The organism is Enhydrobacter sp., assembly GCF_030246845.1.
In the GTDB taxonomy this organism is placed as follows: Bacteria; Pseudomonadota; Alphaproteobacteria; order Reyranellales; family Reyranellaceae; genus Reyranella.
Genome location: NZ_CP126889.1, coordinates 382,887 through 394,734 on the forward strand (window position 1 = coordinate 382,887; position 11,848 = coordinate 394,734).

At 69.4% G+C, this 11,848-nt stretch carries 9 protein-coding genes; 2 read left to right on the forward strand and 7 right to left on the reverse strand.

All coding sequences use genetic code 11. The features are described 5' to 3' along the window. Positions 1-151: 151 nt before the first annotated feature. From selB to OJF58_RS02080, 5 genes are all read right to left on the reverse strand, one after another. Entirely contained in the window at positions 152-2,065 is a 1,914-nt protein-coding gene (gene selB / locus OJF58_RS02060) for a selenocysteine-specific translation elongation factor (protein WP_300781411.1), read from the reverse strand. Continuing rightward, positions 2,062-3,507, reverse strand: coding sequence for an L-seryl-tRNA(Sec) selenium transferase (gene selA / locus OJF58_RS02065; protein WP_300781412.1), 1,446 nt, complete (start codon positions 3,505-3,507; stop codon positions 2,062-2,064). The genes selB and selA overlap by 4 nt, the downstream gene beginning before the upstream one ends. A 192-nt stretch (positions 3,508-3,699) precedes the next feature. Then, positions 3,700-4,944, reverse strand: a complete 1,245-nt coding sequence (locus tag OJF58_RS02070) for a hypothetical protein (protein ID WP_300781413.1) — start codon at positions 4,942-4,944, stop codon at positions 3,700-3,702. A gap of 152 nt (positions 4,945-5,096) precedes the next feature. Beyond that, complete coding sequence (locus OJF58_RS02075) at positions 5,097-7,394, reverse strand: xanthine dehydrogenase family protein molybdopterin-binding subunit (RefSeq protein WP_300781415.1); 2,298 nt, start codon at positions 7,392-7,394, stop codon at positions 5,097-5,099. Positions 7,395-7,512: 118 nt separating this feature from the next. Continuing rightward, the gene (locus OJF58_RS02080) at positions 7,513-8,106 is read right to left on the reverse strand and encodes a TetR/AcrR family transcriptional regulator (RefSeq protein ID WP_300781416.1); all 594 of its coding nucleotides are present in this window, start codon (positions 8,104-8,106) and stop codon (positions 7,513-7,515) included. 71 nt (positions 8,107-8,177) lie between these two features. On the opposite strand from OJF58_RS02080, the gene OJF58_RS02085 reads away from it, so the two are divergent. Together OJF58_RS02085 and OJF58_RS02090 are read left to right on the forward strand one after the other, a co-directional pair. Further along, positions 8,178-8,987 carry a crotonase/enoyl-CoA hydratase family protein gene (locus tag OJF58_RS02085; protein ID WP_300781417.1) on the forward strand — a complete coding sequence of 270 codons (810 nt, stop codon included), beginning with the start codon at positions 8,178-8,180 and terminating at the stop codon, positions 8,985-8,987. 33 nt (positions 8,988-9,020) lie between these two features. Next, positions 9,021-9,443: a PaaI family thioesterase gene (locus OJF58_RS02090; protein ID WP_300781418.1), complete on the forward strand. Its 423-nt coding sequence runs from the start codon at positions 9,021-9,023 to the stop codon at positions 9,441-9,443. A 49-nt stretch (positions 9,444-9,492) separates the two neighbouring features. Here the strand turns inward: OJF58_RS02090 and OJF58_RS02095 are convergent, their stop codons facing one another. After that, a complete protein-coding gene (locus OJF58_RS02095; protein ID WP_300781419.1) occupies positions 9,493-10,668 on the reverse strand; it encodes an amidohydrolase family protein in 1,176 nt (391 codons plus the stop codon). 360 nt (positions 10,669-11,028) lie between these two features. Continuing rightward, positions 11,029-11,820, reverse strand: coding sequence for a 5-oxoprolinase subunit PxpA (locus OJF58_RS02100; RefSeq protein ID WP_300781420.1), 792 nt, complete (start codon positions 11,818-11,820; stop codon positions 11,029-11,031). Between the last annotated feature and the right edge of the window lie 28 nt (positions 11,821-11,848).

Genomic DNA, 11,848 nt, shown 5'->3' on the forward strand with positions numbered 1-11,848 from the left:
AAAGGTTGCTTCGGCACGCGGCATGAGGCGCGCCACGGCACGGGCCAAGTAGTGCACGCTTTCAGCCGAATCGAATGGGGAAAGATCCCTCGCTTGCGCTCGGGATGACACGGGGTTGTCCTGCGCGTCGCCCCTCTCCCGCCTCTCCCCCTCACGGGGGCGAGGAGCCTGACGAAGGCGGCGGGCCGTATTGCTGGAGCTTCTGCGGGACGGTGCGGCGCAGGTCGCCGCGGCGCAGCGTGATGCCGTGGCGGTCGAAGAATTCGAGGATCTGGATCGCGACCTTGCGGCCGTTGTCGAGGCGGTCGCGGAACTGCGCGGCGGTGAAGTCGGGGCCGAGCGCATGGGCGATCGCGATCATCTCGGCCACGACGGGCCGCAGGAAGAACTGGTCGGGCGCCACCTCGACCACGCGGCCGAGCCGGGCCATCTGGCGCAGCAGCTTGCGCACCTGGGGCTCGGCCTCGCCGTAGGCCTGCGCGAAGTCGCGCACGCGCGGCGGCCGGAAGCGCTCGCGCTCGAGCTCGGCCGCGATCTTCCTCCACAGCGCCTCCTCGCGCGGCGCGAGGGTCAGCGCATGGCCCGGCAGGTGCGCGAAGCCGCCGGCGATCGCCACCGTCTTGGCCGCCACCTCGCGCTCCAGCAGGGCGCGGAACACCGGCGCCGGCCAGCGCTGTCCGAGCGCCACGCGCAGCCGCTCGGGCTGCAGGCCGGGCGCGTCGGCATTGCTCCTGTGGAAGGCGGCGAGCGTGTCGGCGATGTCGCGCCGCGCGGCGTCGAGCGTCGCCTGCAGGAAGCCATGGCCCTGCACGCGCACGCCGCCCGCCTCCTCCAGCCGCCGCTCGATCTCGGCCGGCCGCAGGTTGTGCGCGAGGCCGAGCCGCGCGAGATCGACATGGCCGCCGTCGAGCGCCAGCAGCTTCGCGAGGAAGGCGCCATCGGGCGTGGAAAGCGCGCCGAGCTCGGCCAGCCGGCGCGCCGTGCGGCGATGGCGCGGCGGGCCGAAGGGGTCGATCACGAGGGCGCCCGCCATAGTGCGCGTGGCCGAGGGATCGCGCAGGACCGCGCGATCGCCCGCGACCGCCCCCACTTTCTCCTGCAGCACGAGCTGCGCCAGCGCCGTCTCGCCGGGCACCAGTCGATCGCCCTGCAGCAGCGCCACGCGGCCCATCACGTGCGCGGCGCCGAGATGCACATGGACCGGCGACCAGTGCTTCAGCATCTGCGGCTCCGAGCCGAGCAGCTTCAGCCGCACGTCGAGCCGGTCGGTCGGCGCATGCAGCTCGGGGCTCACCACCCAGTCGCCGCGCCGCACCGATTCGCGGGAAAGCTTCGGCCCGCTGAGATTGAGGGCGCAGCGCTCGCCGGCGCGCCCCACCTCGGCCGGCCGGTTCTGCGCATGCAGGGAGCGCACGCGCGCCTCCAGCCCCGATGGCGTGAGCAGCAGCCGGTCGTCGACCCGGATCTCGCCCGCATGGACCGTGCCGGTGACGACCACGCCCGCGCCCGCCAGCACGAAGCAGCGATCGACCGCGAGCCGCGCGAAGCCGGTCGTGCCCCTGGCGCTTTCGCCCAACGCCAGCAGCCTGGCCTTGAGCTCGTCGACGCCCCGGCCGGTGAGCGCGGAGACCGGCACGATCTCCGATCCCGCCAGCGCGGTCGTCGCCAGCAGGGCCTCGATCTCGGCCATGCGTTCGAGGAGCTGGTCGTCGTCGGCGAGATCGGCCTTGGTGAGCGCGACCAGGCCGCGGTCGAGCCCGAGCAGATCGACGATCTGCAGATGCTCCACGGTCTGCGGCTTGACGCCCTCGGCGGCCGAGACGACCAGCAGCGCGGCGTCGATGCCGGTGGCGCCGGCCAGCATGTTGTGCACGAAGCGCTCGTGGCCCGGCACGTCGACGAAGCCGAGCTGGCGGCCGTCGCCGAGGTCGGAGTAGGCATAGCCGAGATCGATCGTGATGCCGCGCGCCTTCTCCTCCTTCAGGCGGTCGGCGTCGATGCCGGTCAGCGCCTTCACCAGCGCCGTCTTGCCGTGATCGATATGGCCCGCCGTGCCGACGATCATGGCTGGGGACCGCGCGCATCCTGCGCGCTTACGAGCGAGCCGGAGGCTCGCGGTCCCGAAAGCGCCAGCTCCGAAAGCTGCGCCAGGAACGCCGCCTCGTCGTCGAGCGTGCGCAGGTCGAACAGCAGCGTGTCGTCCTCGATGCGGCCGATCACGGGAATCGGCAGGCGGCGGAAGGCGGCGGCAAGGCGATCGAGACCGCGGCCGGTGACGGCGAGCGCGACCGACGGCAGGAGATCGACCGGCAGCGCGCCCGAGCCGATCTGGCCGCGCACTTGCCCGAGACCAGCCTTCCAGCCGCCGCCCAGCGCCGCGGCGAAGGCGGGCAGGATGCGCTCGGCCTGCGCCTGGATCTCGGTCGCGGAACGCGCGAGCGCGCGGATGGTCGGCAGGCGCCGCACCAGCCGCTCGGGATCGGCATAGAGGCGCAGCGTCGCCTCGAGCGCGGCCAGCCGCACCTTGTCGAGCCGCAGCGCGCGCTTCATCGGGTTCTTCGCGATGCGCTCGATCAGGCCGCGGCGTCCCACGATCAGGCCGGCCTGCGGGCCGCCCAGAAGCTTGTCGCCGGAAAAGGTGACGACATCGATGCCGGCCGCGATCGCCTCGCGCGCGGTCGGCTCGTGCGGCAGGCCCCAGGTCTCGAGATCGACCAGCGTGCCGCTGCCCAGGTCCTCGATCACCGGCAGGCCCTTCTCGCGCGCGAGCGGCACCAGCTCGGCGGCGCCGACCGACTTCGTGAAGCCCTGCACCGCGTAGTTCGAGGGATGGACCTTCATGATCGCGGCCGTGTCCGGCCCGATGGCGGCCTGGTAGTCGCGCAGATGGGTGCGGTTGGTGGTGCCGACCTCGACCAGCCGGCAGCCCGCGCGCGCCATGATGTCGGGGATGCGGAAGGCGCCGCCGATCTCGATCAGCTCGCCGCGCGAGACGATGACCTCGTGGCCGGCCGCCAGAGCGTTCAGCGTCAGCAGCACCGCGCCGGCATTGTTGTTGGCCGCGGTCGCCGCCTCCGCGCCGGTCAGGCGGCAGAGCCAGGGGGCGATGTGATGGTCGCGCTCGCCGCGGCCGGCCCCGTCGAGATCGTATTCCAGCGTCGTGGGCGAGCGCATGGCCGCGACCGCGGCCTCGATCGCCTCTTCCGCCAGGAGCGCGCGGCCGAGATTGGTGTGCAGCACCGTGCCGGTGAGATTGAAGACCCGCCGCTGCGAGGGCTGCGCGAGAGGCGCCAGCCTCGCTTCGCACCAGCGCGCGCACGCGTCGGAATCGCCGACGTCGGGCTCGCCGCGCCTCGCCTCGGCCCAGGCGCGCAACGCTTCGACCACCAGCGGCCGGCCGACGCGCGCGACGAGTGGCGCCAACGCCGGCCAGTTGGCCATGCGGTCGATCGACGGCGGATGGGGGGCAGCGGCGGCGCCTCGGGCGCGGGGGTCGGCACGCGACACGGGTTCGGTCCCTTTTTCTGGAGGCCGGAGCCTGCCCGATTTCCCGTCCGCGCGCTACTGCGGCACGAGCGAGCGTTCGCCGTGCGCTGCACAAAGTAAAGCGGTGTCATCCCGAGGCGAAGCCGAGGGATCCTTGATCGCGAGCTGCGAAGGATCCCTCGCTACGCTCGGGATGACACCTATTTTTTGCAATCAGGGCCTGCGCTTCAGTCCCCAGGCCCGGGCAAGATCCTGGGCCACGCGCTCGGCCATGATCGTGTAGCCCGGGCTTTCGGCCTTCGGGCCGGGGTCGCGCCAGCAATGGATGCGATCGGCGTAGATGCGGCCCTTCTCGTCCTTGAAGACGTCGCCGAGGTCGAACACCGCCATGCCGCGCTGGCGCAGGTCCAGCATGCCGGCGACGATGCGCCGGTAGCGGTCGACGAGATCGAAGTCGGCGGTCCGCTTCTCGTCCTCCGTCAGCGCCTTGCCGTATCCGGGGATGGGCTGCAGGAAATAGGCGGTCCTGACGCCGTTGTCCTTCGCCACCGCCTCGATCGCGCGCTCGTATTTCTGATAGAGCGCGAGCTGGGTCTGGAACAGCTTCTCCGGGTCGTTGGCGATGTCGGGCGGCAGGGTGAACAGGCCGTTGAGCGTCGTGCGCTTGCCCGAGCCCGCGGTGTCCCGGCTTTTGGCCAGCGCCTCGATGCCGCGCACCAGCATGTAGGCGGCATGGCTGTGATCGAGCAGCGGGATGCGCGTCAGCACGCCGGCGACGCGGCCGATCACCCAGCCGATCGCGGCGTCGCCGAAATTCTCGTCGGCGACGAACGGGTTGACGTCGAGGAAGTTGCTGAGGGGCCGCTCCAGGCGCTCCTTCGTGCCGGGATAGAAGAAGTACTGCTCGTTGAAGCCGTCGAGGGTCACCACCGCGTCGACCGAGGTCGCGTAGAGCGAGAACAGGATGAAGGGCTGCGGCTCCTTCCACGCGCCGTCGCCGCCGTTCAGCACCAGGAACGGCTTGCCGTTGGGGCTCACGTAATGCCGGTTCAACTCCTCCTCGAGATAGCGCTCGGCCGGCGGCGCGCGCTCCTGCGCGAGCTGCGAGGCGACCGAGCCGCCGGTCAGCAGGATGGTGTAGCGGTCGGCGCGCTTCTCGGTCGGGAAGTCGGGGCCGAACAGGCCGACATTGTTGACCCACGGCTTGCCGCAGGGCGGGTTGGCGTGGTGGACGAAGCCGACATAGGGGTGCGGGAAGAGCGTGTCGACGTAGCGGCAGTCGGTGTGCCTCGTCATGTCGCGCACGTAGCTGTTCTGCGTGCGGTCGAAGAGCTCCGACGCGGGCGTGTAATGTCCGTCCTCGACCGTGAGCCAGAGCGTGGCCGCGACCTCGATCAGCGCAAACGCCAGCACGATCCCGATCAGAGTCGAAATCACCCCGAAGATGCGCCGCTTCATCGCCGTTGCACGAGCCTTCGCTGCCCCCTCTCCTGGCCTCTCCCCCTAGCGGGGGCGAGGAACATGAACGCGCTCCTTCTTCAAGCTCCTCTCCCCCGATCGGGGGAGAGGTCGGGTGAGGGGGTTGCGCACATCGCTTCGTTCGCCGCCTGTCACTTGCGCGCCTCCTGGATCGCGCGCCAGACGCGCTGCGGCGTCGCCGGCATCTGCAGGCGGCGCACGCCCAGCGGCCAGAGCGCGTCCATGATCGCGTTCATCACCGTCGGCGTCGAGCCCACCGTGCCCGATTCGCCCACGCCCTTGACGCCGAGCGGATTGCCTTTCGCCGGCACCGAATCGTCGAGCGTGTTGGAGAAGGTCGGGAAGGTGTCGGCGCGCGGCATGGCGTAATCCATGAACGAGCCGGTGAGGAGCTGGCCCGACTCGCGGTCGTAGACATTCTCCTCGAGCAGCGCCTGGCCGATGCCCTGCGCGCAGCCGCCGTGGATCTGGCCGAACACGATCGGCCGGTGCAACGGCCGGCCCACGTCGTCGACCGTGGTGTAGCGCCTGAGCTCGACGCGTCCGGTCTCGGGATCGATCTCGACCTCGCCGACATGCGCGCCGTTCGGCCAGGCGATGCCGTCCACCGTGTTCACGTTCTCGATGAAGATGCGCTTGTCGGGCTGGCGCGCCGCCAGCTCGCCGAGGCCGATGCCGCGGTCGGTGCCGGCGATGGTGAAGCGGCCGGCCGCATAGGCGATGTCGGCGGCGCTCGCCTCGAGCGCATCGGCGGCGAGGTCCTTGCCCTTTTCGATCAGCTTCTCGCTGCCCGACAGGACCGCCGAGCCGCCGATATAGGCCGAGCGCGAGCCCATCGAGCCCACGCCGCCCACCCGGTCGGAATCGCCCATGGCGATCTCGATCTTCGACGGGTCGATGCCGAGAAGCTCGGAGGCGAGCTGGGTGAAGCTCGTCTGCAGCCCCTGCCCCATGCCCTGCGTGCCCATCCAGATCGTGACCGTGCCGTCGGCCTTCACCTCGTAGTGCGCCATCTCGTTGAGCACATTGGCGCCGGTCCATTCGACGTAGGAGGCGAGCCCGCGGCCGTAGAGCTTGCCGCGCTTCTCGGCCTCCGCCTTGCGTGCGGCGAAGCCCTTCCAGTCCGAGATCTCGAGCGTCTTGGTGAGGAAGCGGTCGAAGTCGCCGGAGTCGTACTTCTCGCCCATCGCGGTGGTGTAAGGCATCTGCGCCGGCTTCACGAAGTTGCGGCGCCTGAGCTCCGCCGGATCCATCCCGATCTGGCGCGCCGCCGTGTCCATCACCCGCTCGATGTCGAGGATGCATTCCGGCCGGCCGGCGCCGCGATAGGCGCCGATGGTGGCGGAGTTGGTGAGCACGCAGTTGAGCCTGAGATCGACCACCGGGATGTCGTAGGTGCCGGTCATCACCTTGGGGCCCACGAACAGCGGGATCACCACGCCGGCGCGCGAGGGATAGGCACCGATATTGGCGAACGCTTCCATGCGCAGGGCCAGGATCCTTCCGTCCTTGTCGAGCGCGAGCGAGGCCTTGTGGAGCTGGTCGCGACCGGCCGTCGTCGCCTGGAACTCCTCGCTGCGCTCGGCCCGCCATTTCACCGGCCGCTTCAGCATCTTCGCCGCCCATACCGCGACCGACTCGTCGGGCTGGATGCCGACCTTCATGCCGAAGCCGCCGCCGATGTCGCGCACCAGCACGCGCACCTTGTCCTTCGGCATCCTGAGGATCACGTCGCAGAGCGTGTCGCGGGTGACCGAGGGGTTCTGGCTGCCGATATGGACCACCATGCGGTCGCCGTCCCATTCGGCCATGATGGCGCGCGGCTCCATCGCATTCACGATCAGGCGCTGGTGCACGATGTCGAGCGACACGACATGGACCGCCTTCCCGAACGCGGCATCGGCCTTGGCCTGGTCGCCGAAGCGGTTGAAGCCCGCGAGGTTGCCGGGCGCACCCGGCCAGACGAGCGGCGCGCCGGGCTTCAGCGCATCCTCGATCGCCGTGACCGAAGGCAGCGGCTCGTACTCGACCCCGACCAGATCGACCGCATCGATCGCCTGCTCGCGGGTCTCGGCGACCACGGCCGCGACCGCCTCGCCGACATGCCGCACCGTCTCGTGCGCCAGCGAGCGGCGCGGCGTCATCTCGGGCTTGCTGCCGTCGGCGTTGGGGAACATCGCGGGAAAGCCGAAATCGCCCACGCCGTCCTTCGCCATGTCGGCCCAGGTGTAGATCGCGACCACGCCCGGCGCCTTCTTCGCAGCCGACGTGTCGATTCCCGTGATCCTCGCGTGGGCATGCGGCGAGCGCGCCAGCGCCATGTGAACCTGGTTGGGCCGCGACAGATTGTCGGTGAAGCCGCCGGTGCCCGTCAGCAGCCGGTTGTCCTCGACACGCTTGATGTACTGCGCCTTACCAAACACCGCCATACGCTGCTCCTTCCGACTGGACCCGACTTGGGACCGGCGCGGACTATAGCCGCCAACGACTGCCGCACAAGGCGACGCTGCCCATCCTGCGGCAGGCCTGATCGTGCGCGCGCTGCCGTCAGTGTCCGGCCGCGCGCGTCCCGCTGTCGACGATCGCGCGGTAGGTTCGCGCGATCAGCTCGTCGACCAGCGCCGGCGGCGGCTCGCGGCGTTCGAGATGGCCCTTCACGGCGGCGACGGGGACCTCGGCGAGCACGAAGGTGGCGCGCCGCAGTTGCGCCGGCCCTGCGCGGCCGAAGGCATCCCGGGCGAACCGCGCCAGGCAGGCCTCGAACCGCTGCGCCTGATCGCGCACGCCCCGCCTCAGCGCCGCCGGCCAGTCGCCCTGCACGAAGTCGTGGCGGCTGTGGAGCAGCAGCAGGCGCGCATCGTCGGGATGCAGGCGCGACCAGGCCGGCGTATGCAGCGCCGCGGCAAGTCCGTCCCCCGCCTCGATCGCCGCCACGAACCCCTGCTGGTAGGCGAGCACGGTGGTCAGCCAAAGCTCCCCCAGCAGCACATCGCGCGAGGCAAAGCGGTGATAGAACGAGCCCTTCGGCGCCCCGAGCCTTTGTGCAACCAGATCGACGGTGACGGCGCCCGGACCGCGTTCGCAAGCCAGCGCGCGCGCCGCATCGACGAAATCCGCATTGCTGAATTGTGGCCGCCCCATGGATTTAGACTATATCGTCTAGACTCTTTGGTCAACAAGCGATATTGACTCCCGATGAGAGGAGACGTGCCATGGAAGATCGCATCCGCCTCACGATCGCCGACGGCATTGCCGATGTCCGGCTCGATCGGCCAGCGAAGATGAACGCCCTCGATCCCGCCATGTTCAGGGCGATCGCGGCGGCCGGCGCGCGGCTGAGGGACGATCGAAGCGTGCGTGCCGTCGTGCTTTCCGGCGAGGGCCGCGCCTTTTGTGCCGGCCTCGATGTCGAGAGGCTGGTCGCCGTCGCCGGCGGCGAAAGCCTCCTGCCCTTGGCCGACCTCACCAGGCGCACGCACGGCATCGCCAACTGGGCGCAGCACATCGTCTGGCTGTGGCGCGAGCTGCCGGTGCCGGTGATCGCCGCCGTGCACGGCATCGCCTTCGGCGGCGGCTTCCAGCTCGCGCTCGGCGCCGACCTGCGTTACCTGGCGCCCGATACGCGACTGGCGATCAGCGAGGCCAAATGGGGCCTGGTGCCCGACATGGCCGGCACGCAGATCATGCGCCATCTCGCCGGCGACGACGTGGTGCGCGAGCTCACCTACACCGCGCGGACCTTCTCCGCCGCAGAAGCGCTGGCCTATGGCTTCGCGACCCGGGTGGTCGAGAATCCGCGCCTCGCGGCGCTGGCGACCGCCCGCGAGATCGCCGCGCGCAGCCCCGACGCGATCCGCGCCGCCAAGCGCCTGCTCAACCAGGCGGTGACCTGCGACGTGCGCGCCGGCCTTCTCGCCGAGACGGCCGCGCAGGAGGGCCTGATCGGCGGACCGAACCAGATCGAGGCGGTCAGGGCCGGCCTCGAGAACCGGCCGCCCCGCTTCGCCGATGCCGCCGCATAGGCTCGATACGGTTTCGACTCTCCGGAGGTAATCATGTCTCGTGATTCGGTGCTGGATTTTCGCCGCCTTGTCGCGGCCAACGCCTCGGCGGCGTTCAACCGTCTCGCCGGATTCCAGGTGATCTCGGCCCAAGGCGGGACCGCGGAGATCCGCATGGAGTGGAGCGACGAGCTTACCCAATACGCCGGACATCTGCATGCCGGGGTCATCGCAGCGCTGCTCGATACCGTGTGTGGCTTCGCGGCGAGCACCGTCGCGGGACGGGTCACCGCCTCGCATTTCTCGATGAACTGCCTGAAGCCGGCGGTCGGTCGCCGCTTCATCGCCAAAGGTGTCACGTTGCGGGCAGGCCGTCGGCAGATCTTCAGCTCGGCCGAGCTCTTCGCCGAAGACGAGAACGACGAGAGGACGCTGGTCGCAACCGGCGAAACGCTGCTCGTTTCCCTGGAGGGCTGACTATGTGAGGTCTGACCCTGTGGCTGGCGACAACCAGCCGTTACACTGTTCATCCAGCCAGGTTGAAGGCTTGCCGCACGTTGCCGCCCAGCAGGCCGGCGCGCGCCGGTGCCGGAACCGATTCCACCATCTCCTCCAGCGCCTGCAGGTAGTCGCCGGTATGGTCGGGATGCGGATAGTCGGATGCCCAGAAGAAGCGATCGGCACCGTAGGTTGCCATCATCGCGGGTAGCGTCCGCTCGTCGGGATCGCCCGAGATCCAGACCTGACGCCGGAAGTAGTCGCTGGGCTTCATCTCGAGCGGCGCCCGTGCGCCGAGATAGGTCGACGTCGCCACGCCGTCGAGCCGGTCGAGCCAGTAGCCGATCCAGCCCGCGCCCGACTCGAGCAGCACGAGCTTGAGCCTCGGGAAGCGGTCGAAGGTCGCGAAGTCGAGGAAGGTGGTGAAGGCCTGCCGCACGCCGTCGCCTGCCCGCACCGAGGCGAGCATCGAGAGCCGATGTCCGTTCTCGAAACGCGGTGAGCGCAACTCGAACGGCTCGAAGGCCGGATGGATGGCAATCGGCACGTCGAGTTCGACCGCCTTGGCATAGACCGGATCGTGCACCGGATCGCCGTGCGCCTTGTGCGTCCAGGTGAAGGGCACGACGAAGGCGCCGCGGCAGCCGTCCTTGACCGCGCGCTCCAGCTCGGTTGCCGCCGCTTGCGGATCGCCGAGCGAGAGATGGGCGATGGGCACGAGCCGGCCCTTCGAGCCGCGGCAGAAATCGGCGACCCAGCGATTGTAGGCGCGGCAGTAGGCCTGGCTCAGCTCGGCATCGTCGAGCTCGGCCTCCCACAGGATGCCGAGCGTCGGATAGAGGACGGCGGCATCGAGCCCCTCGGCGTCGAGGAGCTTCAGCCGCTCGTCGGCGTCGCAGGCGCCGAACGGCATGTTGGCGGCATAGGTCTTGTCGGGATGCGGCGTGAAGGCCTCGAGATCCTTCTGGCCCATGCGGCCGAGCGTGGCCGGATAGCCCTTGCGCGTGAGCTTGCTCGGCCGGCCCGCGATCTCGAGATATTCGAGCCCGTCGGCGTCGCGCTTCATGCGCAGCGCCCGGTCGCGGTACTTCGCCTCGATATAGCGCTCCCACAGCCCCGCATCCTCGAGCAGGTGACCGTCGGCATCGACGGCGCCGCGGAACTTCAGGTGATGAACGGATTTGGGATCGAACACCGGACGCATGCCTGCTCCTCCGCCTGTTCCGAACAACGCCGGAAACTATGGAACAGGTGCGCCACCACCACAAAGGCCGTCGCTCACGAAGCGAAACTCGGGGCTGGGCATGAGCGCAACCGGGGTGGCGCGCTCCGACGACGACTCAGGGAGGCACGCCACCAACAAGAAACAAGGGCAGACGCCCAGTATCGTGTCATCCCGAGCGAATGCGAGGGATCCTTTATCGGCGCCAGTCAAAGATCCCTTGCTTCGCTCGGGATGACACAACCTCTCGGGATGACACAACCTGTTGCGATTTAAGGCACCCGTTTCATTTCCGAGGATCGACGCTGCCGGCGCCCGTGGCGCATCTGCGACTGATCGTGCCTAATTCAGGTTCGGCATCTCCGGCAGGGTGACGATCCGGATGCCGGCTGCTTCGAGGCCCTCGCGCACCGCCTTGGAGACCGGGATCGCGGTCGGGCCGTCGCCGTGCACGCAGATCGAATCGACGCGGCAGGGGATGCGCTTGCCCGAGGTCGAGTAGATCGCCTGCTCGTCGACCATGCGCCGCACATGCGCCACCGCCTGCGCCGGATCCTTGATCATCGAATTGGGCTCCTTGCGCGGCGTGAGGTGCCCCGTGTCGGTGTAGGTGCGGTCGGCGAACACCTCCTCGGCCGCGCGCAGGCCGAGCTTGCGCGCCGCCTTGCCCTGCTCGGTGTTGGCCTGGCAGAGGAAGATGAGGTCGCGATCGACGGCCTTCGCCGCGCGCGCGATCGCCTCGGACATCTCCTGGCTCTCGGCCGACATGTTGCCCATCATGCCGTGCGGCTTGATGTGCGTGACCTTGGCGCCGTGCAGCGCCGCGATCGCCTGCAGCGCGCCGAGCTGATAGGCGATGTTGCCTTCCAGCTCCTTCACCGTGAGGTTGATGGCGCGCCGGCCGAAGCCCTGCAGGTCGGCGAAGCCCGGATGCGCGCCGATCGACACGCCGTTCTGCGTGCAGAGCTTCACCGTGTCCATCATGACCACGGGATCGCTGGCGTGGAAGCCGCAGGCGACGTTGGCCGATTTCACGATCTTCAGCACCTCGGCATCGTTGCCCATCACCCACGGGCCGAAGCTCTCTCCGAGATCGGAGTTGATGTTGACCTGTCCGATGTTGCTGGCTGCCATGCGAGACTCCCTCGATCCGGGCCGCTAT